The 22251-nt window shown below is 64.0% G+C and carries 24 protein-coding genes; 10 read left to right on the top strand and 14 right to left on the bottom strand.

The genetic code is table 11. The annotated features are described in order from the left end of the window. Positions 1 to 385 precede the first annotated feature (385 nt). Complete coding sequence (locus NCS67_RS06665) at positions 386 to 979, bottom strand: DUF4148 domain-containing protein (protein ID WP_250434764.1); 594 nt, start codon at positions 977 to 979, stop codon at positions 386 to 388. Between the two features lie 110 nt (positions 980 to 1089). Here NCS67_RS06665 and NCS67_RS06670 point away from each other — a divergent pair, with 110 nt between their 5' ends. After that, on the top strand, positions 1090 to 1416 hold the full coding sequence (locus NCS67_RS06670; RefSeq protein ID WP_008349535.1) for a DUF4148 domain-containing protein: 327 nt from the start codon (positions 1090 to 1092) through the stop codon (positions 1414 to 1416). A 160-nt stretch (positions 1417 to 1576) separates the two neighbouring features. Here the strand turns inward: NCS67_RS06670 and NCS67_RS06675 are convergent, their stop codons facing one another. The 3 genes from NCS67_RS06675 to NCS67_RS06685 all read right to left on the bottom strand — a co-directional run bounded on the left by NCS67_RS06675 (position 1577) and on the right by NCS67_RS06685 (position 3639). Further along, entirely contained in the window at positions 1577 to 2692 is a 1116-nt protein-coding gene (locus tag NCS67_RS06675) for a hypothetical protein (protein ID WP_250434766.1), read from the bottom strand. A 172-nt stretch (positions 2693 to 2864) separates the two neighbouring features. After that, complete coding sequence (locus NCS67_RS06680) at positions 2865 to 3074, bottom strand: hypothetical protein (RefSeq protein ID WP_008349530.1); 210 nt, start codon at positions 3072 to 3074, stop codon at positions 2865 to 2867. 178 nt (positions 3075 to 3252) lie between these two features. Continuing rightward, positions 3253 to 3639: a hypothetical protein gene (locus NCS67_RS06685; RefSeq protein ID WP_008349529.1), complete on the bottom strand. Its 387-nt coding sequence runs from the start codon at positions 3637 to 3639 to the stop codon at positions 3253 to 3255. Positions 3640 to 3799: 160 nt separating this feature from the next. Between NCS67_RS06685 and NCS67_RS06690 the strand changes: the two genes are divergently transcribed. Beyond that, entirely contained in the window at positions 3800 to 4558 is a 759-nt protein-coding gene (locus NCS67_RS06690; protein ID WP_008349527.1) for an SDR family NAD(P)-dependent oxidoreductase, read from the top strand. A 107-nt stretch (positions 4559 to 4665) separates the two neighbouring features. Here NCS67_RS06690 and NCS67_RS06695 read toward each other — a convergent pair whose 3' ends face one another. The 4 genes from NCS67_RS06695 to NCS67_RS06710 all read right to left on the bottom strand — a co-directional run bounded on the left by NCS67_RS06695 (position 4666) and on the right by NCS67_RS06710 (position 9042). Next, positions 4666 to 5913 carry a porin gene (locus NCS67_RS06695; RefSeq protein ID WP_008349526.1) on the bottom strand — a complete coding sequence of 416 codons (1248 nt, stop codon included), beginning with the start codon at positions 5911 to 5913 and terminating at the stop codon, positions 4666 to 4668. Positions 5914 to 6471: 558 nt separating this feature from the next. Next, positions 6472 to 6744 (bottom strand): hypothetical protein, encoded by a 273-nt coding sequence (locus NCS67_RS06700; protein WP_008349524.1) that lies wholly within the window; start codon positions 6742 to 6744, stop codon positions 6472 to 6474. 101 nt (positions 6745 to 6845) lie between these two features. Further along, on the bottom strand, positions 6846 to 8003 hold the full coding sequence (locus tag NCS67_RS06705) for a Rieske 2Fe-2S domain-containing protein (RefSeq protein WP_250434768.1): 1158 nt from the start codon (positions 8001 to 8003) through the stop codon (positions 6846 to 6848). Between the two features lie 118 nt (positions 8004 to 8121). Further along, positions 8122 to 9042 (bottom strand): LysR family transcriptional regulator, encoded by a 921-nt coding sequence (locus tag NCS67_RS06710; protein ID WP_250434769.1) that lies wholly within the window; start codon positions 9040 to 9042, stop codon positions 8122 to 8124. A gap of 97 nt (positions 9043 to 9139) precedes the next feature. Between NCS67_RS06710 and NCS67_RS06715 the strand changes: the two genes are divergently transcribed. Further along, a complete protein-coding gene (locus NCS67_RS06715; protein ID WP_250434770.1) occupies positions 9140 to 10057 on the top strand; it encodes a DMT family transporter in 918 nt (305 codons plus the stop codon). A gap of 12 nt (positions 10058 to 10069) precedes the next feature. Here the strand turns inward: NCS67_RS06715 and NCS67_RS06720 are convergent, their stop codons facing one another. Then, positions 10070 to 10717 (bottom strand): DUF938 domain-containing protein, encoded by a 648-nt coding sequence (locus NCS67_RS06720; RefSeq protein WP_008349514.1) that lies wholly within the window; start codon positions 10715 to 10717, stop codon positions 10070 to 10072. A 348-nt stretch (positions 10718 to 11065) separates the two neighbouring features. On the opposite strand from NCS67_RS06720, the gene NCS67_RS06725 reads away from it, so the two are divergent. From NCS67_RS06725 to NCS67_RS06735, 3 genes are all read left to right on the top strand, one after another. Continuing rightward, a complete protein-coding gene (locus tag NCS67_RS06725) occupies positions 11066 to 11632 on the top strand; it encodes an ankyrin repeat domain-containing protein (protein ID WP_250434773.1) in 567 nt (188 codons plus the stop codon). Positions 11633 to 11775: 143 nt separating this feature from the next. Beyond that, the gene (locus NCS67_RS06730; protein WP_008349510.1) at positions 11776 to 12948 is read left to right on the top strand and encodes a hypothetical protein; all 1173 of its coding nucleotides are present in this window, start codon (positions 11776 to 11778) and stop codon (positions 12946 to 12948) included. Between the two features lie 31 nt (positions 12949 to 12979). Next, positions 12980 to 14221, top strand: coding sequence for an MFS transporter (locus NCS67_RS06735; protein WP_034473453.1), 1242 nt, complete (start codon positions 12980 to 12982; stop codon positions 14219 to 14221). Positions 14222 to 14357: 136 nt separating this feature from the next. Here the strand turns inward: NCS67_RS06735 and NCS67_RS06740 are convergent, their stop codons facing one another. Continuing rightward, the gene (locus tag NCS67_RS06740; RefSeq protein WP_250434776.1) at positions 14358 to 15743 is read right to left on the bottom strand and encodes an FAD-containing oxidoreductase; all 1386 of its coding nucleotides are present in this window, start codon (positions 15741 to 15743) and stop codon (positions 14358 to 14360) included. A gap of 238 nt (positions 15744 to 15981) precedes the next feature. Here NCS67_RS06740 and NCS67_RS06745 point away from each other — a divergent pair, with 238 nt between their 5' ends. Together NCS67_RS06745 and NCS67_RS06750 are read left to right on the top strand one after the other, a co-directional pair. Next, positions 15982 to 17295, top strand: a complete 1314-nt coding sequence (locus NCS67_RS06745; RefSeq protein WP_250434778.1) for a cation:proton antiporter — start codon at positions 15982 to 15984, stop codon at positions 17293 to 17295. A gap of 31 nt (positions 17296 to 17326) precedes the next feature. Beyond that, positions 17327 to 17905, top strand: a complete 579-nt coding sequence (locus NCS67_RS06750; protein WP_250434780.1) for a P-loop nucleotide/nucleoside kinase family protein — start codon at positions 17327 to 17329, stop codon at positions 17903 to 17905. Here NCS67_RS06750 and NCS67_RS06755 read toward each other — a convergent pair. From NCS67_RS06755 to NCS67_RS06765, 3 genes are all read right to left on the bottom strand, one after another. Next, positions 17902 to 19011: a saccharopine dehydrogenase family protein gene (locus NCS67_RS06755; protein WP_175983248.1), complete on the bottom strand. Its 1110-nt coding sequence runs from the start codon at positions 19009 to 19011 to the stop codon at positions 17902 to 17904. The two genes, NCS67_RS06750 and NCS67_RS06755, sit on opposite strands and share 4 nt — an antisense overlap. Before the next feature lie 149 nt (positions 19012 to 19160). Then, positions 19161 to 19616, bottom strand: a complete 456-nt coding sequence (locus tag NCS67_RS06760; protein WP_008349499.1) for an Lrp/AsnC family transcriptional regulator — start codon at positions 19614 to 19616, stop codon at positions 19161 to 19163. Between the two features lie 112 nt (positions 19617 to 19728). After that, entirely contained in the window at positions 19729 to 20619 is an 891-nt protein-coding gene (locus NCS67_RS06765; protein ID WP_034473445.1) for a LysR family transcriptional regulator, read from the bottom strand. 160 nt (positions 20620 to 20779) lie between these two features. On the opposite strand from NCS67_RS06765, the gene NCS67_RS06770 reads away from it, so the two are divergent. After that, a complete protein-coding gene (locus tag NCS67_RS06770; RefSeq protein WP_034473444.1) occupies positions 20780 to 21298 on the top strand; it encodes a Spy/CpxP family protein refolding chaperone in 519 nt (172 codons plus the stop codon). Positions 21299 to 21416: 118 nt separating this feature from the next. Then, a complete protein-coding gene (locus tag NCS67_RS06775) occupies positions 21417 to 21845 on the top strand; it encodes a PGDYG domain-containing protein (RefSeq protein WP_008349493.1) in 429 nt (142 codons plus the stop codon). 6 nt (positions 21846 to 21851) lie between these two features. On the opposite strand, the gene NCS67_RS06780 is transcribed toward NCS67_RS06775, so the two are convergent. Further along, entirely contained in the window at positions 21852 to 22217 is a 366-nt protein-coding gene (locus tag NCS67_RS06780; protein ID WP_250434782.1) for a DUF3022 domain-containing protein, read from the bottom strand. Positions 22218 to 22251: the final 34 nt, after the last annotated feature.

Consider the following 22251-nt stretch of genomic DNA (forward strand, 5'->3'; position numbering starts at 1 on the left):
GGGCGGCGGAGGCTGCGGCTTCGTGGCTTTCGGCTGCGGACGTCGCGCTGGGGAGGTCGAGGGATTGCGTGTACATGCGGGGCTCCGCCGTCTTTTTGAGATGCGATGGAGCGAGTATATCCATTAACCGACCGTCCGGTTGATTAATTTTGCATGCAACTATGTCGATATAGATAGCGTCGCGTTAACCCGGAACCGAGTCTGACCCATGAAGTCATCCGCACGCAAAAAAGCCCAGCCGAAAGCCGGACTGGGAAAACCACCGGTGATTGGGTGGCAGAGGTCGCTTCACGTTCACGCAAATCGTGCGAAAGCGCATTTCGAGTTTTGTATGCAATCGACCAGAACCGCTCGCATTGCGGGGCTCACCGCCGCTTCCTGACGCTCACTGCCCGAAGAACGCGCCTTTCGTATCGACCCGCATGCTCGCACGGCCCGATTGCGCCGCCGCACCTGTCGAAGATCCGTATCCTTCTGCCCGCGCCTGCGCCGCACGCATATCGCCGACGCGCATTTCGGCCGCCTGCAGTTTCGCCGGGTACGACGCGTCTTCCGCGACCGGCGAATAACCTGCCTTCTGAAGTTGAACGAGTTCACCACTAAGTTCTGCACGGCCCACTGCCGCGCTGAACTGGGCGAACGATGCGAGCGGTGCGGACATCACCAGGACTGCGACGACTGCGTTGACCCACGATTTCATGATCCGGCTCTCCCCGTTTTCGATAAATCGGCCGACTCGCGGTTCGAGCCATGCCGAATGGACGACGCAGAGTGTGAGTGCACAGCTGCAAGCAATCATTCGTCGTGAAGAAGAAGCATCTTTACGGAACTGGTAAGGATCGATCGGCGCGTGGTGGCGCCAACGATGCAGTGGAGCGAAAAGACCGTCGACCAAGCCAGCCGTCACCGTCATCGCGCGGTCAGTTTCGCGCAATGCAATGAAGACTCGCGCAATTATTCCGATATCGACAAAGATCATTCAACGGAAACGAGAATGATCTTCGGCAAGCGCGTCTTTACACTCCGTTCACAAGCTGCTTAAGACGAAACGGGCAGCACGATCAGAAATCCGAATCGGAGGTAGTCATCATGAAGACGTTCATTTCCGCAGTCGCCGTCGCCGCTGCCCTCGCCGTTCCCGCTCTGTCGTTCGCGCAGCAATCGGATGCGCCGCTGAGCCGCGCTCAGGTACGCGCCGAACTGGTCCAACTCGAAAAGGCAGGCTACAACCCGAACATCAGCGACCCGTCTTATCCGTCGAACATCCAGGCAGCGCAAGCCCGCGTGAGCTCGGAGCAGCTTGCGCAAGTGACACCCCAATCGAGCGCCTACGGTTCGGTCGCCAATGGTTCGTCGCAATCAGGCCGCATCACCGGCGTTCAGCCGCGGGCGCTCGGTACATACTTCGGCCAGTAAGTTCAGATAGCGTCGACAGACGCATCGCATAAGCAGCAATGCATAGGGCGACATCGTATCGATGTCGCCCTATGCATTTTGCGTGCGGAATACATCATGCATGATGGCATTTCGCACTTTGCATGATCGCTACCGACGTTGCCGGTTCAGACGCTCGATGTCAGTTCGCCGGAATAGTCACGACCGGCGACTTCGCCGTGTCCGTGACTTCCGCAAGCGCCATCAGATTCTGCACGACCGTGAACGCGTATTTCGAATCGAAGTCGCTGCGATCGATCCAGTAGTTGGCCTTGTCGTAGAGCACGCTCACGTACGCATCCTGCGGCGCCTCCTCGCCAACTTTCACGATGATCGTCGGCCGCGTTTCTCCGCCGATCAACCCGATGCCCGGCTTGGTCGCGCCGCTGCCCACCTGCTCGTCAGGAACGGCGATCTGCGCGCCGAGATCGGTGAGGATGCCGAGCACCGAGCGCGTGACCATCGGGATGCGGTTGTGGTCCGACGACTGCCCATAGACGATTTCGTAAGTCTTCATCTTTGGCGAGAGGTGCAGCAGTTTTCTGACGAGCGTGAGATCGTCGACGACAGCCTTGTTCGAACCGCTGCGCGTCGCGCCGAGCGTGATGAATACGCCGCCCTTGTCGGCGCTGTTGCCCTTCGCGGCCTTGTCGGGCTTGCCGCTCTTGTCGTCATCCGCGTTGCGCGTCTCGATGTTCAATTCGCCCGCTAGCTGCAGCCTGCGAAGCGCCTGCAGAAGCAGGAAGAACTCGGGCGATCCAGATGCGTTCGGCCCGCCCAACGCCGTGCCGTTCTGCAAGCCACTGATCGACTGCGCGGTGATGCGCAACAGCAGATCGATCGGAATGCCGCTTTCGGCGAGCGGCAAGACGAGTGTCGGCGAAAGCGGCCGGATATACGCGCTGGCGTAGGCGTCGCCCGTGGTCGGCGTGAACGTGAAAGTCGGATGATTCGAGTAGGAGACGCTGCCCGTTGCCTGCGCGTAGTTCGGCTGCGCGCCGGAGCCGGCGTTGAGCACGACGCCGCCCGTCGTATCGAACGTGTACGCGGCGATGATGCTGCTCACCGTGAGAAACGACGGCGCATCGGCGAAGCGCAAGCCGACAATCGCGGCAAGAATTTCACGCTTCTTCGCATCGCCGAGCGCCCGGGCGTAATCGACCTGATCGGCCTTCAGGCGACCCGGGCCGATGCCAGCGCATCCCGCTGCGAGAAAGGCGACGGAGAGAATTGCGATCGATACGGCTTTCCTTGTCATGGCTTTATATGAGGGTGATGAGGAGGATCGTCGGCACGCAGCCGCGGAACGCCCGGGCGGCGTCCGCAAATTTCATACCTTTGGACACGAACGATCCCATCCGGCGCGTTGCGCGCCGTCTCATCAACGACGTGGCGACCCGACCCTTCGTCAGGCCCCGAGCAACGTCAGATCACGAAGCGCCGTGGTGCGGCGTGTTCGACTGCGCGTGCTCAGCCGGTGCGGATGGCTGAGCGATGTGCCGGCTCGCTTCCTCGTGTTGCGCGACGAGCGCATCGAGCCGGTCCTGCGCGAAGCGCGGACCGTCGTCGCGTGCGAAAGCTGGTGCGGCGAGCGTCGCCGCCGCAAGGACGATGACCGTGGCGAAAGGCGTTCTTTTCATGATTCACCCCGCGATTGAGCGCGGCAAGCCCCGGGCGTCGCCGCTCGACTAGCATCGCACATCGAGGGAAATGCTGCGCGGCGCGGCGCTTTTGTCGTACAAACGCTGGACGGCATGGTCTCGGAATTATTTAGCAACCCGTATCAATAAGTCGCTTTCATTCGCGCGCATGTGATCATTAGAAAAGATGCGGCGGCGTGCGGTCGGTCATGTCGCGCGGCAAGGTCTCGTCGAGCTCGAACTCCACACTCGGATAATCCTGCAGACGGCCGCTCACCTCCGCTTCGCGTTCGCTCGTGAACAGCCCGTCGAGATAATCGAACGTCAGCTTGCCGACGAGCGCCTTCAACGCAAGTTCGGCGCTACGCTTCGGCTCCGTGGCGATATCGCCCGAATCCATGCAGGCGCAGAACTGGCCGTTCTTCGAATCCATTCCGCCGATGTCGATCACCTTGCCGTCGACGTTCTGCGCGAGCACGCGCTGCTCCACCGCAAAGAGTCTGAACGGGCGTTCGAGACTTGCGGGCGGCTCCGAAGGGATTTCCCTGCTTTCACGATCGGCCATGGTGCGTTCTCCGGTTTGCACATTGATCGAGACGGTGCAGCAAAGGCCGCGCCCGCAATCTGTGCATTGCAGCATCGACGCGCCTTTCTGCGCACGTCGCGCCGTCCTACGATGAACCATCGGCCACGCAATCGAAGGAGCTGTCACCGTGAATGGAACCATGAGCGGCAAAATCGCGGTCATCACCGGCGCGAGCCGCGGACTCGGACGCAACGCCGCATTGAAGCTCGCGCAGGCAGGCGCCGGCGTGATCGGCACCTACAACCGCAACGCGGACGCGGCGCGCTCGCTCGTCGATGAGGTCGCGAAATCCGGCGGCAAGGCGGCCATGCTGCCGCTCGACGTCGCGCATTGCGACACCTTTGCCGCTTTCGGCGACGCGCTGTGCAAGACGCTCGAAGATACGTTCGAGCGCGAGAACTTCGACTTTCTCGTGAACAACGCGGGCATCGGCATTCATGCGCTCTTCGCGGAGACGACGCCCGCGCAGTTCGACGAACTCGTCAATATCCAGCTGAAGGGACCGTTCTTTCTGACGCAGACGCTCCTGCCCTATCTGCATGAGGAAGGCGCGATTCTCAATGTGTCGAGCGGACTCACGCGTTTCGCGTTGCCGGGATTCGCGGCCTATGCCGTGATGAAAGGCGGGATCGAGGTGCTCACGCGCTATCTCGCGAAGGAACTCGGGCCGCACGGCATCACGGTGAACACCATCGCGCCGGGCGCGATCGAGACGGATTTCGGGGGCGGCGTCGTGCGCGACGATCACGACACCAACCGGTTCGTCGCGGACAACACGGCGCTCGGGCGCGCGGGTGTGCCGGACGATATCGGCGGCGCGATCGTGGCGATGCTCTCGGACGGCAATCGCTGGATGACGGCGCAGCGCGTCGAGGTATCGGGCGGGATGTTCATCTGACACGAGGAAATGCGCCGCGCGCGGACAAAAAAAACCGGACGCCGAGGCGTCCGGTTTTTTGCATGCCACATGCGTAATGCCTAATGCATCACGCCGCGAAGCATCGCTTAGAAGCGGTGGATGATACCCACGCCCGCTGCGAACATGCTGCGCGATGCCGACGGCGCGCTTTGGAAGCCATCGCCGATTGTCGCGTTGGCGGCCGTCTGACGGTTGGTCGACGTGTTCGACGGAACAGCCAGTGTGTTGCCGTTCGCGCGCTGGAATGCTTCCAGTGCGTACAGGCCCGTGCGCTTCGACAGCGAGTAGTACTGCGAGAGGTTGAACTGGTGGTACGACGCTGCGTCGTTGATGCCGTTCGCCTTGCTGGCCCACGTGTAGCTGTAGCCCGCTGCGAAATCCCATGCCGACGTCGCCTTCCAGTGCAGCACCGTGCCGGCCGTGTTGAACACGGCTTCGTCGGTGAAGCGCGAGTTCACGCCCGGAATGTACTGAACGTTCGTGTACGTGACGGAGATGTCCCACGCGCTGTTGAACTGGTAGCCGCCTGCAACCGCGAAGCGCTGCTGCGCTTGTGCGCGCTGGTAGCCAGCCGTCACCGCCGACACGCCCGGCTGACCCGAACCATCGGTCGCTGCCGTGCTGTTGATCGTCGTCGAGCTGCTGCTGTAGATGCCGCCGCCTTCCGCCGCGTTGTTGATGCGCGAGAACGCCACCGTGCCGCCGATCGGGCCTTGCTGATACTGCAGCGCAGCCGTCCAGGTCGAGCCTTGGTACACGCTGTCAGGCACGCCAGCGAAGGAGTACGAGCCGCTCACCGTCAGGCCGTAGAACTTCGGCGACGTGTAGACGATCGAGTTGTTCGCGCGGTAGATCGTGTCCAAGCCGTCCAGATCGCCCGGGTGCGCGCCGAAGTAGCCGGTCAGCCAGTTCGTCGGGCTGTACGGCGAGAGCAGCGTGTAGTACGAGGTGTACTGGCGACCCGCAGTCAACGTACCGTATGCCGGGTTCGTCAGACCGACCCATGCCTGGCGGCCGAACAGCGCGTTGGTGAACTGCGCTTGTCCGCTGTTGATGTCGAAGCCCGATTCCAACTGGAAGATGGCCTTGTTGCCGCCGCCCAGATCTTCGGCGCCCTTCAAACCGAAGCGGCTACCGGCCCAAATGCCCGATCCGGTCTTGATGTTCGAGCGGCCCGGATTCGTCTTGGCCAGGTTGGTCTGGCTGCTTTGATAGACGATCGAATCGTCGACGATACCGTACAGCGTGACGCTGCTTTGCGCGAACGCCGGTGCCGCGGCGGCGAACGCCGTGGCTGCGACGATTGCTGCCTTGGTCATCGTGAAACCCTTCATTTTTTCTCCTCAAGCGGTGGGCAATTTACTTGCATGCGAGTCTTGGAACCGGTGCCGCCGTGGCGACTTCTTATGTTTCAACTCGTAACTTTTATCGCTGGCAAGTGTATGGCTTACAGTCCGAATGCGAAAGAAAGACGCGGTTTTGTGTCGTTTTTTTTCACTGTCTGGTTAACCAGTATTTTCTGGTTCGCAGATATTGGGCAAACGGTCACGAAACTGACAGAAAGCTGACAGCAATGTGGCGCGATGACGGTCCGAGCGGGGCGGAATCGACGGCGCGGCGGCTAGAGATAACGAGGGATTCGACCGCAGTCAGAAAGGACGCGGCTTGACGGGACAAGGCTTGTCCGCTTTCTGAGATACCAGCCAATTGCCATTCTTTGGGGACGGGAAACGCGATAGCCCGAACAGGCTCGCGGAAAATTCGCGTGCGTCGTGCAGGCGACGGTCGACGGCGCTGCATCGGAATAGATCTGACAGTTACCCGACGATGCGCAGACGCGAAATTGACATCGGGCGAACGCGCTGCAAGCTTGCGTCGCCCGACCGGGTCGGCTAGTGCTCGATCTTCGAGCGCAGTTCGCGCGCCGTTTCAAGCAGGCCTTCGTAGCCCGAACGCGCATGCGAGGGCAGATCGGGATCGCCGACGAGCGTGCCGAGCGTCTCGATGATGCTGTACAGAATGCCCTTCGCCGCGCCCGCCGCCATCTTGCCCGCGGCGTAGGACTCGTCGACGTGCGAGATGGCCGCATCGAAATGCTCGACGTCCGGATGCGCCTCGCCGATACCCGATGCGTCGTCGCGCGGCTTGGTCGGGTCGCTGTTCATGATGATGGTCCTCCGTGTGTGGTTTCCGCTCTCTGCTCTCTGTATAGCGCCGCGGCGCGAAGCGTGCAATCGGGTGCGAGCGAGGCACAGCGCCGCACGCCTCAGGATGCGGGCAGTTCCTGCACCGGCTGGATGACGTGCACGCGCCGGGCGTCCCGCGGGCCCCTGCCTGCGCCGTGAGGCACGCCGCGCTCCATCAAAAGCGCGCGCAGCTCGACGATGACCGGGAACACCTCGTGATTGTGGTCCGCGCCCTGCCGGTCGTGCGCCTCCTGCTCGCGCTCGACGATCCAGCGATCCTCCTTGAAGATGCGCTCGGTGAACCACACGAGCAAGGGCCACGCGGCATCGAGCAGGCCGGGGATTTTCGGGCGGCGAATCGACAACAGGCCGAACGTGCGGTTCGTGCGCTGCTCGGCGTCGAGCGGCACGTAGGCGATCCACAGGTCCATCACCATCGTGTCGTCCTTGGTGCGGATCTTGAGCGTCTGATACGGGTACTCGGTGCGGATCGTCATCACGTCCTTCTGGCCGTCGTCGGGCTTCGAGCCGCGCTTTTGCCCGAAGACGAGCGCTTCGCCGATCGGCTGCTTGCCCGCTTCGCGCGCGAACGTGTAATCGACTTCGATCCAGTCCTCGCCGCGCCGTCTGCCGAGCGAGCGCGCGCGCATGCTGCCCATCTGCCGCCGATGCAGGAACTGATGGTTCATGTCCATCAGATTTTCGTGCATGAACGAGTAGTGGCACTTCACCGCGCGGCCGAAGCGGCGCGTCTTGTATGCGCGATCGGTGGCGGAGCCGAGATGGGGAAACTTGGTGGCATCGGCGAGCGCCGGGTCGCCCGTGAACACGAAAACCAGCCCGCCCGCCTCGCGGCACGGATACGCGCGCACGCCGTTGGGCAGGCGTTCGCGTCCGAGATAAGGGATGTCGGTGCAGCGGCCGGTGCAGTCGTAGGTCCAGCCGTGATAGCAGCAACGGATCGATTCCCCGTCGACGACACCCGCCGACAACGGCACCTGCCGATGCGCGCAGCGGTCTTCCAGCGCGAAGACCTTGCCCGAGGCGGTGCGTACGAGCACGATCGGATCGCCCGCGAAACGCACGCCGTGCGCACGCCCCGCTTTCACCTCGCGCGACCACGCGAGCGGATACCAGTGATCGGGATGAATGTCGACGCGGCGCAGATCCCGCGGCGGCTTGGCGGGTGTATCGGTTGATCCGGCTTCCTGCTCGCCTTGCGGCAACGCTGCGTGCATGTACGACGCCTCCGGTGAAGGGAGATCGGTTTGAACGCCGCGAGCCGCGCGGCGCAATGAACGACCATTCGCAGTCTACACGGCGTCGCTCATTTCGGCGCGCGCCGGATTCTCGCGCTCACGCTTGCTGCCCGAGCTGCGCGTGCAGATGATCGATCAACGCGCGCACCTTCGGCGGCAGAAAGCGATTCGGCGGATAAAGCAGCCACACCGGTCCCTGATACGCCCGCGCCTGCATGTCCCAGTCCGCGAGCACGGCCTGCACGCTGCCCGACGCGAGCGCATCGCGGGCGGCGAATTCCGGCAGCGCCGCGATGCCGAGCCCGTCTTCGGCCGCGTCCAGCCGCGCGCCCGCGTGATTCGCGATATAGCGCCCGCGCACCGCGACTGTCACCGTTTCGCCGTTGTTGCTGAAGCGCCAGCGGTTGTCGTCGGCGGTTTCGCCCAGATGGATGCAATCGTGCAGCGCCAGCTCGCGCGGATGCGCCGGCGCGCCACGCTCTCGCAGATAGCCCGCCGACGCGCACAGCAGCCAGCGCACGCGTCCGAGCGGGCGCGCGGCGAGCCCTTGCGGCGGATGGCTCGTCGCGCGGATGACGAGATCGACGTCGCTGTCGAGCGGATCGATATCGTGATCGCTGAAGACGAGCTGAAGATCGACATCCGGATACGCCGCGAGAAACGCCGGCACGAGCGGATGAATCACGGACTTCGCGTAAGCCGTCGGCGCCGACAGCGCGACGCGGCCCTGCGGCTTGCCCGACACCTGCCCCGCCGCATCGACCGCGCCGGACGCCGCCGCGGCCATGTCGCGGCAATGCCGATACACCTGAAGCCCCGACTCGGTAACGCGGATCTTGCGCGTCGAGCGCTCGAGCAGCCGCGTGGCGAGCGCCTCTTCAAGACGCTTGATCTGGCGGCTGACCGTCGACGGCGTGCTGCCCAGTTGCCGCGCCGCGACCGAGAAGTTGCCCGCATCGACGACGCGCGCGAATACGGCCATGTCCGGCATCAGGTCGAAAAGATCGGCGGGATTCATTTGTGCATTCGTGACAAGAAAGCTGTGCGACTGAAGCCGATTATCGCGCTGAACGCATCATTCGACAATGACGGCTACTTTCTCACGGAGCCGCTCCATGACCGTCCGACGCCTGCCTCCTCTTTCCGATCTCCTGCTCTTCGCCGTCGCGATGGTGTGGGGCAGCAGCTACGGCATCGTCAAGAGCGCGCTCGCGTTCTATCCGGTGCTGGGGCTGCTCGCGCTGCGCTTCGGCATCACGTTCTGTCTGCTCGCCGTCAACCTGCGGCATCTGCGGCACGCGAGCGCGGCGACCCTTCGCGGCGTGCTCGTTCTCGGCTTGCTGCTGCTTTCGATTTTTCTAGCTGAGACGTTCGGCGTGCTCCATACGCGCGCCGCGAACGCCGCGTTTCTGATCAGCTTGTGCGTCGTGCTGACGCCGCTCGTCGAATGGGCGCTGCTCAGGCGACGCCCCGGCGCGGCCGAGTGGCTGGCGGTCGGCGTGTCGTTCGCGGGCGCGTGGCTGCTCGCGAGCGACGGCGCGCTGTCCTTCGACTTCAATGCCGGCGATGGACTGATCCTCGCCGCCGCCGTGCTGCGCGCGCTGTCCGTTTGCGTGACGAAGCGCGTGTTGCGCGCGGCTCCCCTGCCCGCGCTTACGGTGACGGCGGTGCAGGCGGGCGTGGTCGCATCGGGCAGCGCGGTCATCGCGTTGGTTTTCGCGCCATCGCAATGGCAGTCGCTGCCCGCTCTCGCCGGTCACGGCATGTTCTGGGGATCGGTGCTGTATCTCGTGTGCGCCTGCACCCTTTTCGCCTTCTTCGCGCAGAACTACGCGATCGGCCGCAGCAGCCCGACGCGCGTCTCGCTCCTGATGGGCAGCGAGCCCGCGTTCGGCGCGCTCTTCGCGAGCGCGTGGCTAGGCGAACGTGTGTCGATGGCGGGCTGGATCGGCGGCGGGATGATCGTCGCGGCCTCGCTGATGGCGACGGTGTCCTGGCGCGGCATGTTCGCAGCGCGTCCGGGCGAAGCGTGAACGCGGACGTCGTTACGCGGGTTTTTTGAATACCACGCTGAAGTTATTGGCCGGCATCGCGACCGTCTCGACGAACGCGAGGCCGGCCTTCTCGCCAAGCGCCTCGACTGCTTCCATGTCACGCACGCCCCAGCGCGGATCGCGTGCGCGTAGTTGCTGATCGAAGGCTTCGTTGCTCGGGGCGGTATGCGCTCCATTGCGCCGATACGGCCCGTACAGGTACAGTACGCCCCCCGCATCGAGACGCGCGCCCGCGCCGCGAAAGAGCGCCTCGGCCGCTTCCCACGGCGCGATGTGGATCATGTTGATGCACACGATGGCCGCCACGTTCGCGATGCCCCAGTCGTCGTTGCACACATCGAGCGCGAGCGGCGCATTCAGGTTGGCGAGCCCCGAGTGAGCGCGCCATGCGGCGATGGATTCGCGTGCTTCGACATCGGCATCGCTAGGCTGCCAGACGAGGCCCGGCAGTGCAGCCGCGCAGTGCACGGCGTGCTGACCGGTGCCGCTTGCGATCTCCAGCACGACGCCGCTCTGCGGCAGGACGCGCTTGAGGACCGATAGAATCGCATCGCGATTACGTTCGGCGGCGGGCGCGCGGCGGCGCACGGCAATGTCGGGAGGCGGCGTATCGCCGGAGGCGGATGGTGTCGGATTCATTGCGAGAGCGCGTGCGGGCGCTTAACGGTCGATTCGCGACGAGCCTAATGGGACGCACGAAGACGCGTCAAGCGACATAACGGCGAGCCGCCAATGCTGACCGGCATGGCGCGATTCGTGCTGTCCCGAAGCGCGCGGAAAGCGCGGATTGCAAGCAAACCTGTGTATGCTCCCGGTTGATCCCGCGTCCGCTTTCGCATTTTGCATGCATGCGCCGTGCATTCTGAATGCCAGATTGAATGCATTCCGAACGCGTGCAAACCGCCGGCGCAGCATGACATCGAGCGCGCCGATGCATCCCGACAAACTCTGGCCCGCGCACGCGGCGCGATCGAATTGGAGTGAACCATGCAGCACGATCCGAAAGAGCCCGCGACGAAGCAATCCAGCGATGGCCCCGATGACGACATGATCGCGTTCGCGAGCGAGGTCTTCGATGTCGCTCGCCGCGGCGACGCCGCGATGCTCGACGCGCTCCTGACCAAGGGCCTGCCGCCGAATCTGCGCAACGACAAGGGCGACAGCCTCGTGATGCTCGCGAGCTATCACGGTCACGCCGACGCCGTGCGCGTCCTGCTTCAGCACAACGCCGATGCCAACCTGCGCAACGACAATGGCCAGACGCCGATTGCGGGCGCCGCGTTCAAGGGCTTTCGCGAGGTAATCGAAACGCTGCTCGAACATGGCGCGGATGTGGAAGGCGCATCGCCCGACGGGCGCACCGCGCTCATGATCGCGGCGATGTTCAATCGCGTGGAGATCGTCGACTTGTTGATCGCGCGCGGCGCGAACCCGGATGCGCGCGATGCCGGCGGCTTCAGCGCACGCGATGCCGCCGAGAAGATGGGCGCGCCCGACACCGCGGCACGGCTCGCGAAGGCATCGAACGGCCATGCGCGGCCATCCGAAGCGTGAAGCGTCGATTGGCACAATGCACTTTGCATGCATGATTCAATCCGCGAACGAACGACGCCTCGCGCGCGTCGAATCGATCTGACAAGCACCGATCCAACAACGAACCAGACAAGCAGGTGACTCGGAACCATGGAGCTTTTGCGATGACAGGCGGTATCTCGCATCGGGGTGATGCGTCGCCGACAGACCTTCACGCGCTTGGGCGCGCATGCCGGGCGGGCCGCGTCTTCAATGCAGCCGCACGTCTGTCGCTGTGCGTGGCCGCGTTCATCGTCGCCATCGCGAGAACGTTGCGCGCGCTGCGCGTCACCGCGAGCCTTCCGGTCATCGCCGCCTTCGCGCTCTCCGCATGCGGGCTGATGCAGCAACAGGTGCCCGCGCCGATCGTCGAACACTCTTATATTCCGGCGCCGGAAGAAGCCGGCTCTGCCGAGCCCGAAGAACCTTTGCCCGCCGTGCAGGCGCCGGAGCCCGCGTCTGCCGTGAAACCCGCGCCGGCGCCGAAACCGAAGCGCCGCATCGTCAAGCCGAAGCCGCCGGAGCCGGCCGTCACGCCACCGCCTGAACCGCCCGAGCCGCCGCCTCCGCCGCAGATCATCTCGACGCGCATCATGCAGCACGATCAGCTGCACGGCCTGCTCGACGCCGAAGTGCAGCGTCCGGACGGCAAGGTCGTCGGCCGTGCGGTGGACATGTACGTCGATGCATCCGCGAAGCCGAAGCTTCTGATGGTCAATCTCGCGGGCTTCCTCGGCGTCGGCGACCGCAAGGTCAACTTCCCGTGGACCGCCTTCCGCTTCACGCCGAATTCGAAGACCGCGCCGATTACCTTCGTGCCGCCACCACCGCCCGCGAAGGGCAAGCCGGCCGAACCGGTGCCGAAGCCGCAGCCCGTTGCGGAGGCGCCCGCGAACTTCATGCAGCTCGTCGATTCGACGGTGACGCAAAGAAGCGGCGCGCGCATCGGACGCGTGGTCGACGTGCTCGTCGACGCTCAGGCGCAGCCTCAGGCGCTGGTGCTCGATCTATCGAGTTCGCTCGCGGGCGACAAGCGGCATGTCGCGGCCAACTGGGGCGACCTGCATGTGTTTTCGCGCAACAAGCAGTGGCTGCTGCAGATGGATTTCAACGACGCGCAACTGAAGGCCGCGCCCACCTACTCGCCCGAGCAGCCGATCAAGATCGTGTCGCCTGTGGTGCCCGCGCCGGCGACGGCTGCGAGCGCGGCATCGGCATCGACTGGCGCGGCGAGCGCGACGGCTTCAGGCGCGGCGCCGGCGCAAGCGCCCGCTTCCGGCGCGCGCCTGACGAGATAGCGGATAACGACATCGATAACAGAATCACAACATGGTAATTGCACGCAGTCTGCGCGCGCTCGACTGGCTGAACTTCTTCGTCGCCAACGTGCAGACCGGCTTCGGCCCTTTCATTGCTTCGTATCTTGCGGCCAACAAGTGGACGCAGGGCGAGATCGGCCTGATGCTTTCCGTCGGCACGATCAGCGCGATGGCGAGCCAGTTGCCGGCAGGCGCGCTCGTCGATGCGATGCGCAACAAGAAGTTCGCTGCTCTCTCGGCGATCATCGCGATCATCGTGAGTGCGCTGTTGCTCGCTGCGAGCCCGACGTTCGTGCCGGTTTTTGCGGCCGAAGTGCTGCACGGTTTCGCGAGCTGCATGCTCGTCCCGGCGATGGCGGCGATCTCGCTCGCCCTCGTCTCACGCGCCGATCTCGGCGACCGGCTCGGCCGCAATGCGCGCTGGGCGTCGATCGGCAGTGCGCTGACAGCGGCGTTGATGGGCGCGTTCGGCGAGTATCTGTCGCTGCGCTCGGTGTTCTTCCTGACGGCCGCGCTCGCGTTGCCGGCGATCGTCGCGCTGCGCATGATTCACTACGATGCGCCGCCCGTCGTGCCGCGCGCACCGCCGGGCAAACCCAAGCTCACGCCTGAAGGCGAGGAACGCGAATCGTTGCGCGAGTTGCTGAAGGACAGGCGTCTTTTGATTTTCGCGGCGTGCGTGGTGCTCTTTCACCTGTCGAACGCGGCGATGCTGAATCTCGCCGCGGGCGAAGTCACGGCGCACATGGGCGACAACGTTCAACTCGTGATTGCGGCGTGCATCATCGTGCCGCAGTTCATCGTCGCGGCGTTGTCGCCGTGGGTCGGACGGCAGGCGCAGAAGTGGGGACGCCGGCCGGTGCTGATTCTCGGGTTCTGCGCGTTGCCTATACGCGCGATTCTGTTCGCGGGCGTGAGCAGCCCGTATCTGCTCGTGCCGGTGCAGATGCTCGATGGCATCAGCGCAGCCGTGTTCGGTGTGATGCTTCCGCTGATTGCGGCGGATGTCGCCGGCGGGCGCGGGCATTACAACCTGACGATCGGGTTTTTTGGGCTGGCTGCGGGCGTCGGGGCGACGCTTTCGACGGCGGCGGCCGGTTTTGCCGCGGATCGCTTCGGCACTGCGATGAGCTTTTTTGGGCTCGCCGGGGCCGGGGCGCTTGCGGTATTGATGGTGTGGCTTGCTATGCCGGAGACGCGTATCGCGAATGCGGTGAAGGAGGATGAGGCTGAGCCGTCGGTGAAGGTTTGAGGGCTTCGTTTCTATTGTCTCTTGCTCATGCTTCGGTGAAATCCTGCGTTCGTGTCGGTTTATTAGCGTTGCCCCGCACAGGGGCAACGCCACTAGACCACTAAGAACACGGGATCCGGCGAAAACAAAGAAAAACTCACTCAAAAGGCGTCAACCCCTCAAGCAAAGTAGGAATCAACTCACTCACCGTCGGATGAATATGCATCGCCCGCTGCAACGTCGTATAGGGCGCATCCGCATTCATGATGTCGATGAAGGCATGAATGGCCTCATCCCCTTCGATGCCATAAATCGCCGCCCCTAAGAACCGCTTCGTCCGCGCATCCACGAGCGCCTTCATGAAGCCATCGGTCTCACCGCGCTCCCGAGCGCGCCCCACCCGCGACATCGGCATCGTCGCGATAAGCGCCTCGCGTCCGTCCCTGCGCACGTCTTCCTCGCTCATCCCCACACGCGCGAACGGCGGATCGACGAAAACCGCATAAGCCATGATGCGCGTATCGACGCTGCGCGATTCGCCGTCGAGCAGATTCGAAGCGATGATCTCGTAATCGTTCCACGACGTATGCGTGAACGCGCCGCGCCCGTTCACATCGCCGAGCGCATACACGCCATCGACTTTGGTGCGCAACTGGCCGTCGACATCGATCATGCCGTGCCGGCTCACCGCAATGCCCGCATGCTCCAGACCGAGATCGTCGGTGTTCGGCGTGCGGCCCGTCGCGAACAGCAGATGCGATGCATCGATGACCTCATCATCGCCACTGACGATACGCACGCCACCTGCCATCGGCTCCACGCGCGACATCTCCGCGCCGAAGCGAAAGTCGATGCCCTCACGCACGAACACGTCCTGCATCGCGCGGGCGACATCCTCGTCCTCGCGTGTGAGGATCCGCTCGCCGCGCACGAGCAAGGTCACGCGGCTGCCGAAGCGCCGGAACATCTGCCCGAATTCGAGCGCGATATAACTCGCCCCGACAATCACCAGATGCTCCGGCACTTCGGTCAGTTCGAGAATCGTCGAGTTGGTCAGATACGGGACGCGTTCGAGCCCATCGACCTTCGGCACCACCGCGCGCGTTCCCGTGTTGATGATGATGAGATCGGCGTCGATCTCCTGCGTGGAACCGTCGGCCGCCTCGATGGACAGCGCTCGCGGCCCTGTAAAGCGCCCGTGTCCCTTGAAGACCGTGAGATTGTGCGTGCCGCGCAGCCATTTCTCGATGCCCGTGCGGGAGCCGCCGATCACCTCGTCCTTGCGCGCCTTCACACGCGCCATGTCGATGCGGATGTCGCCGCCGATCATCACGCCGTACTGCGCCGCCGTGCGCGCGACATGCGCGGCCCGCGCGCTCGCGACATAAGTCTTGGTCGGCGTGCAACCGACGTTCACGCAGGTGCCGCCAAAAAGATGCCGCTCGATGATGGCCGTGCGCTTGCCGCTTTCCGCGAGCCGCACGGCAAGCGGCGAACCGCCCTGCCCCGTACCGATCACGACTGCGTCGAAGTGCTGTGACATGCTCGTTCTCCCCTGGTTTTTTGCATTCGTAACGCAAAAGACCGTGCGAATGAAGCGGATGAAGAATGCCCATGCGGGAACCGAATGCATCTTACGCGCAAGTCGGCGAACAGGCAGGCGCGCTGCCCGAAGCGCGTGATTCGGACACGGGCACGGCGCGTGCTGCGTCCGAACAGAACGTCCCGCGCATCGCGGCGCGGTCCGCTCAACCATCAGCATATGAAGTCCGAAGGCATTCATGATCGAGACGATGTGGTTTCTCGTCGTCGGCGGCGTGCTCATTTTCATGGGCCTCGCCAGTTCGACGTTCAAGCACCTGCCGGTCAGCACCGCGATGTGCTACCTGGCGATCGGCTTCGCGATGGGTCCCGCGCTCGCCAATCTGCTGACACTCGACCTCGCGACCGATGCAACGGTCCTCCGGCGCATCACCGAAGTGGCGATGCTCGTGTCGCTATTCGCGATCGGCCTGCGGCTGCGCGTGCCGCCCACCGATCGCATCTGGCTTCTCCCGGTACGCCTGGGCTTCGTCGCCATGATCCTCACCGTCGCCGCGCTCACGCTGTTCGGCGTCTATGTGCTCGGTCTCACCTGGGGACCGTCGCTGCTGCTCGCAGCGATGCTCGCGCCGACCGATCCCGTGCTCGCGCATGACGTTCAGGTCGAGACGCCCGGCGACGTCGACCTGCTGCGCTTTTCGCTGACGGGCGAAGGCGGACTCAACGATGGCATCGCGCTGCCCTTCGCGCTGCTCGGCATCGCGGTGTGCCGCTTCGAGGCGTCGCCAAGCGAAGCGTTGCACTGGAACTTCGCATTGCAGGCGATATGGGGCATCGCGGGCGCGCTCGTGAGCGGCTGGCTGCTCGGCGCGCTGTCGGTGCGGCTTGTCGCGTATCTGCGCACGCGCCACGGGCAGGCGCTCGGACCGGAAGGTTTCTTTGCGCTCGGCCTCATCGCGCTGTCGTACGGCGTCGCCGAATTGCTGCACACGTACGCGTTTCTCGCGGTCTTCGCAGCCGGTCTCTCCATGCGCCGCGTCGAGCAAAAAGAAAGCGGCGACAAGTCCCCGCGCCAGGCGGTCGGCAAGATCGATGCGGACGACGTCGGCGCCGCCGCAGCCGATCCCGAACGCGCGCACGCCTTCATGGCCGAGCGCGTGCACGGCTTCACGATCGAACTGGAGCGCATCGCCGAAGTGGCGATCATGCTGATGGTCGGCGCCGTGCTCGCGACGATGTGGCGCGAACTGCTCTCGTGGCGGACCTGCGCGCTCATCGTCGCGCTCTTTCTTGTGCTGCGGCCGGCGGCGGTCGAGGCGTCGCTCATCGGCTCGCAGGCGACGGGCGCGCAAAGACGTCTCATGAGCTGGTTCGGCATACGCGGCGTCGGCTCGTTCTATTATTTGCTCTTTGCACTCGAGCAAGCGCCGCATGACGTGGCCGCGCCGCTCGTGCCGCTCGTCATCGCGACGATCGCTGCGTCTGTCATCGTGCACGGCATCACCGCGACGCCGCTCATGAAGCGATATCAGCGCGCGCGAACCGATATTTAGCGATGCAACTATCATCCAGGACCGACCCGGCGTGAAGCATCTGATTTTCTTCTGCGGTCATGCCGGCACCGGCAAGACGACGCTCGCGAAGCAACTCTTCGCGCCGCTCATGCATGCGACTGGCGAGCCCTTCTGCCTGCTCGACAAGGACACGCTCTACGGTGCATACAGCGCCGCGGCGATCGGCGCGCTCACCGGCGATCCGCACGATCGCGACAGCCCGCTTTTCATAGAACATTTTCGCGATGCGGAGTATCGCTGTCTCATCGATACCGCCGCCGAAAATCTCGCGCTCGGCGTGAGCGTCGTGATCGTCGCGCCGCTGACGCGCGAGGTGCGCAATGGACGCCTTTTCGATCGCGCGTGGCTCGGCATCGATGACGATGTCGCCATAAGCGTCGTCTGGGTGCATGTCGATGAAGATGTGGCGCGCGAACGGATCGTCGCGCGCGGCGATCCGAACGATGCGTACAAGCTTGCGCATTGGGAGGAATATCGCAAGCGCCTCTTCGTCCCCGATGAAGCGCTCGCGCGGACGCTCGTGATGTTCGACAACACGACGCCATCCGGTGAAGCCGGCGGCGAACTGGTCGCGCGCCTCGTCGCTTAAGCCGCCGCGAGCTGGCGTGCCGTCGCGACCGCGTTGGCGCCTTCGTACAGCTTGCCGAAGCGGTTGTTGAGGAACGCGTCGAGCGGCACCTGCTCCTGACGCACGAAGCCGCTCTGCGGCAGCACGCCTTCGCGGAAGAGATCGAGTTCCGCGCAGATCGCGCCGGCGGTCGTGATCTGGATCGCGCTCATCGGCACGCCGCACACATCCTTCGCGAAGATCTTGCGCGTGAACACGTCCTGCACGAGTTGCCCGCGCCGCATGCCCGTCACCGTGACGAAGATCAATACGACGTCCTGTGCCGTCGAAGGCACCGCGCGCTTGAGCATCGTCTTGAGACCGTCGCGATCGGTGGACATACGCAGATCGTCGAGCAGGAACTTCATCAGATCGCGATGCCCCGGATAGCGCACCGATTTGTAGTCGAGCGTCTCGACCTTGCCGGCAAGCGTTTCGCAGAGCGTGCCGAGCCCGCCCGATGTATTGAACGCCTCGTACTCGATGCCATCGAGCGAAAAATGCTCGACGCCTTCGAGCGGCTGCACCCATTGCGTGCGGCCTTCGCGGATCGCCTCGCACGGCTGGCAATACTCGTTGATGAGCCCGTCGATGCTCCATGTAAGGTTGTACTTCAGCGCATTGGTCGGAAACTCGGGCAGCGCGCCGACGCGCATCTTTACTTCGCGCACGTCGTCGAGACGCTTCGCCAGATCGTGCGCGACGATGCCGATGAAGCCCGGCGCAAGACCGCATTGCGGCATGAACGCGAGCTCGGAGTCGTCGGCGATCGCGCGGATCGCGTGCGTCGCGCGCACGTCTTCGGTGAGGTCGAAGTAATGCACGCCCGCCGCTTTCGCCGCCGATGCGACGTTGATCGCGAGGTAATACGGCAGCGCATTGATCAGCGCGTCGAAACCGATCAGCGCCTGACGAAGCGCGGGCGTATCGGCGGAATCGACGCGGCGCGTCGGGATGCCTTGCGCATCGATGAGCGCGAGCGCGTGTTCGTCGCGATCGAAGGCGACGACGTCGAAATCCCCCGTTTCACGCAGCAAATGCGCAATGCTTTGACCGATCAGTCCGGCGCCGACGAGGGCCACTTTCATATTCGTCTCCTGTATGTGCGAGTTAGCCGATACACCTGTTCACACAGTTTAGGAGCGCGCGAATATTCATCCTAGACGCAAAATGATGCGCTTCGACGACGGTTTTCGTCGTTTCGACGATCGATCGATCCCATTTGTATCGTCGAGTCTCAACCGGCGCGATCGATCTTGCGCGCGAGGATGATCGACGTCGTCGTCCGTTCGACGCCTTCCAGCACGCCGATCTCGTCCAGCAGGTCGTTCAGGCGGTCCGGCGAATCGGCGCGCAGCCATGCGACGTAATCGAATTCGCCGCTCACCGCGCAGAGCAACTGAATCTCCGGCATGCGTGCGAAGCGCTTCTGCAGATCGCGGCCGTATTTCGGCGTGAGCTTGATGCCGACGTACGCCTGAATGCTCGCGTCGAGCACATCCTGGCCGAGCCGCACGCCGTAGCCCGCGATCACGTTGTTCTTTTCGAGCCGCGCCATGCGGGCGATCACCGTCGTGCGCGCAACGCCCAGTTGCCGCGCGAGATTCGCGACGCTCTCGCGCGCGTTCATCTGCAGAAGCGCGACGAGATTGCGATCGATGTCGTCGAGCTGATCGAGGCGCGGCGGTCTCATGTGGGCGTCGTCCTTGGCGTTTTGTGTTTTGGGTTATGCGTTTTGAATGCCATCTGGCATCCGGCATTTTGTGTTTTGCATTATCGCCGAGACGCTGCGATACGAACGCCGGTCAGACACCGAGCTTCGTCACCATGAAATCGACGAAACTCGCGAGCTTGGGCGTCGCGCGCGTATCGCGCGGATAGACGAGATGAACGGGCGAAGGCTTCGGCAGAAAGTCCTGGAGCACCGCGACGAGCGCGCCGCTCTTCAGTTCGTCTTCGACGAGCGCATGCGGTTGAAGCACGAGGCCGAAGCCGGCGAGCGCGGCCTTCCTGAGCGCCTGCCCGTTATTCGTGCGAAAGCGCGCGGACTGCGTGCGGCGCGCATGCATCGCCTCGTCCTCGCCTTCGAGCCGCCAGCTCGCCTCGCGGCCGAGATGCAAGAAGCCGAGGCACTCGTGGCTCGCGAGATCGGCGGGGGTCGCGGGCGTGCCCGCGCGCGCAAGATAGGAAGGCGACGCGCATACCGTCATCGCATACGGCTTGAGCGGCCGCGCGACGAAGCTCGAATCGGCGAGCGTGCCGATACGCACGGCGGCGTCGAATCCTTCCTCGACGATATCGACCATGCGGTTGGTCAGATCGAGCTCGACGCTGATCTGCGCGAACGCCGCGAGAAACTCGGTCACGGCGGGCGTGACGAACTGCACGCCGTAAGTCAGCGGCACGGTGACGCGCAATACGCCGCGCGGCGTCGCGCTCATCGATTCGGCGAGGGTGTCGGCAGAATCGACTTCCGCGAGAATGCGGCGGCAGCGTTCGTAATATTCACGGCCGATCTCGGTCAGGCTCTGACGACGCGTCGTGCGGACAATGAGACGCGCATCGAGCCGCGCCTCCAGCGCCTGCAAGTGCTTGCCCGCCATCGGCGCCGAGATCGAAAAGCGCTCGGCCGCGGCGCTCAGACTGCCCGCCTCGACGATCGCGACAAAGACCCGCATGCTCAACAAGGTATCCACTGCGTTTTTTCCAGAGACGTTTCGAATGTAAGCAGTTGTGGCAATGCGGGCGAATCCGCATGCAATCGTGATACTAATATCCGCCGATGGCGTGATCTTCGCTGCTTTGCATGCAGCTTACGAAGCACGCCGCTTCCTATATCGATCGAAGGTACTTTGAATGAAAAGAACACTCGTTGCATTGGCCGCTTTCTGCGCACTGAGCCCGGTTTTCGCGCAGAGTTCGGCGCCCACGGCCGCATCGGCGCCCGCCGCGCAGGACGCTGCGTCCGCACCGGCCGCCAGCAAGCGCGAGGCGCGCGTCGAGGAGCGTATCGCGGAACTGCATTCGAGCCTCAAGATCACGCCGCAGCAGGAAGCGCAGTGGTCGAAGTTCGCCGATGTAATGCGCGACAACGGCCGCACCATGGCCGATCTGTACCGCCAGCGCATCGCGCAGCGCGACACGATGTCCGCGCTCGACGACATGAAGCAATACGAGCAGATCACGCAAGCCAACGCGGACGGCACGAAGCGGCTCGTCGAAGCTTTCGAGCCGCTTTACGCGAGCCTTTCGCCCGAGCAGAAGAAACTCGCCGATACGAGCTTCCGCTCGGAGCACGGCAAGGCGCGCCGCGGCGGCGCGCATCATCGTTCGCGCGCGGCGGGCGCGGATGCGGCATCGACGACGAAGCCCTGAACGAGCGCCGGATCGGAAAGCCCGCATCGCATGATGCGGGCTTTTTTGCGTCCGCCGAGTGCAAAATGACGCGAATGCCGTTACGATCCGCTCCCTCACCATCTTCGCCGATCGCACCATGCTCCATCTTTCGCAACTCGATCTCGCCACCGATCCCGCCGCACGCCGCGTCGTGAAGGACGAAGCCGTCACCGTCGAATTCGCGGCTGCCGCGGGCGAACTCATGAGCCTCGAAGGGCCGAACCGCTATGCAAGCGGCGATGCGATCGTCACCGCTTCCAGCGGCGAGCGCTGGGTCGTGTCGCGCGAACGCTTCGATCCGAAGTACGTGCCGGAAGGCGGCATCGCGCACGGCGAGGCGGGCATCTATCGCAACCGTCCGAGCGTCGTGCTCGCGAAGCAGATGCACGAACCCTTCTCGATCGCGCGATCCGCGGCAGGCGACATCCTCACCGGCGATGCCGGCGACTGGGTCATGCAATACGCGCCGGGCGATTTCGGCGTCGTGAAGGCAGCGCGCTTCGCGAAGGTCTATCGCGAAGCCTGAGCGCGCTCACGCGAAGTCCTCGCCCATCTCGATGTCCACTTCGCGCGGCACGATCTGGCCGTCCGCGTACATCTCTTCGAGCGATCCGAGCGTCGCTTCGACATAGGCACGCAGCACCGCGTAACTGCGCGCGTGCATGCGTGGCGGCAATGCGCGATAACGCGCGAGCGCGGCCGGATCGAAACGCACGTCGATCGTGATGCGCCGCGCGCTCGAACCAAAGCGCATCGCCACGTAATGAATCACGAGCGATGTGCGGCCTTCATCGTCCTTGCGTTCGGCGAACTGCGTCTGCTCGGGAAAGAGATCGCAGATTACATGCGCGAGCATGTCGATATCCGCGCTCGGGCAGTCGTATTGATAGTCGTCCATTCGATGTCGATATTTGATTCAGGCAGGCGCGGAT

The organism is Caballeronia sp. ATUFL_F2_KS9A (assembly GCF_023630765.1).
Classification (GTDB): Bacteria; Pseudomonadota; Gammaproteobacteria; order Burkholderiales; family Burkholderiaceae; genus Caballeronia; species Caballeronia zhejiangensis.

Excerpts from the sequence above, each read along its gene's own strand:
- NCS67_RS06665 (WP_250434764.1), bottom strand. The coding sequence starts at position 979 with ATGATCTTTGTCGATATCGGAATAATTGCGCGAGTCTTCATTGCATTG.
- NCS67_RS06670 (WP_008349535.1), top strand. The coding sequence starts at position 1,090 with ATGAAGACGTTCATTTCCGCAGTCGCCGTCGCCGCTGCCCTCGCCGTT.
- NCS67_RS06675 (WP_250434766.1), bottom strand. The coding sequence starts at position 2,692 with ATGACAAGGAAAGCCGTATCGATCGCAATTCTCTCCGTCGCCTTTCTC.
- NCS67_RS06680 (WP_008349530.1), bottom strand. The coding sequence starts at position 3,074 with ATGAAAAGAACGCCTTTCGCCACGGTCATCGTCCTTGCGGCGGCGACG.
- NCS67_RS06685 (WP_008349529.1), bottom strand. The coding sequence starts at position 3,639 with ATGGCCGATCGTGAAAGCAGGGAAATCCCTTCGGAGCCGCCCGCAAGT.
- NCS67_RS06690 (WP_008349527.1), top strand. The coding sequence starts at position 3,800 with ATGAGCGGCAAAATCGCGGTCATCACCGGCGCGAGCCGCGGACTCGGA.
- NCS67_RS06695 (WP_008349526.1), bottom strand. The coding sequence starts at position 5,913 with ATGAAGGGTTTCACGATGACCAAGGCAGCAATCGTCGCAGCCACGGCG.
- NCS67_RS06700 (WP_008349524.1), bottom strand. The coding sequence starts at position 6,744 with ATGAACAGCGACCCGACCAAGCCGCGCGACGACGCATCGGGTATCGGC.
- NCS67_RS06705 (WP_250434768.1), bottom strand. The coding sequence starts at position 8,003 with ATGCACGCAGCGTTGCCGCAAGGCGAGCAGGAAGCCGGATCAACCGAT.
- NCS67_RS06710 (WP_250434769.1), bottom strand. The coding sequence starts at position 9,042 with ATGAATCCCGCCGATCTTTTCGACCTGATGCCGGACATGGCCGTATTC.
- NCS67_RS06715 (WP_250434770.1), top strand. The coding sequence starts at position 9,140 with ATGACCGTCCGACGCCTGCCTCCTCTTTCCGATCTCCTGCTCTTCGCC.
- NCS67_RS06720 (WP_008349514.1), bottom strand. The coding sequence starts at position 10,717 with ATGAATCCGACACCATCCGCCTCCGGCGATACGCCGCCTCCCGACATT.
- NCS67_RS06725 (WP_250434773.1), top strand. The coding sequence starts at position 11,066 with ATGCAGCACGATCCGAAAGAGCCCGCGACGAAGCAATCCAGCGATGGC.
- NCS67_RS06730 (WP_008349510.1), top strand. The coding sequence starts at position 11,776 with ATGACAGGCGGTATCTCGCATCGGGGTGATGCGTCGCCGACAGACCTT.
- NCS67_RS06735 (WP_034473453.1), top strand. The coding sequence starts at position 12,980 with ATGGTAATTGCACGCAGTCTGCGCGCGCTCGACTGGCTGAACTTCTTC.
- NCS67_RS06740 (WP_250434776.1), bottom strand. The coding sequence starts at position 15,743 with ATGTCACAGCACTTCGACGCAGTCGTGATCGGTACGGGGCAGGGCGGT.
- NCS67_RS06745 (WP_250434778.1), top strand. The coding sequence starts at position 15,982 with ATGATCGAGACGATGTGGTTTCTCGTCGTCGGCGGCGTGCTCATTTTC.
- NCS67_RS06755 (WP_175983248.1), bottom strand. The coding sequence starts at position 19,011 with ATGAAAGTGGCCCTCGTCGGCGCCGGACTGATCGGTCAAAGCATTGCG.
- NCS67_RS06760 (WP_008349499.1), bottom strand. The coding sequence starts at position 19,616 with ATGAGACCGCCGCGCCTCGATCAGCTCGACGACATCGATCGCAATCTC.
- NCS67_RS06770 (WP_034473444.1), top strand. The coding sequence starts at position 20,780 with ATGAAAAGAACACTCGTTGCATTGGCCGCTTTCTGCGCACTGAGCCCG.
- NCS67_RS06775 (WP_008349493.1), top strand. The coding sequence starts at position 21,417 with ATGCTCCATCTTTCGCAACTCGATCTCGCCACCGATCCCGCCGCACGC.
- NCS67_RS06780 (WP_250434782.1), bottom strand. The coding sequence starts at position 22,217 with ATGGACGACTATCAATACGACTGCCCGAGCGCGGATATCGACATGCTC.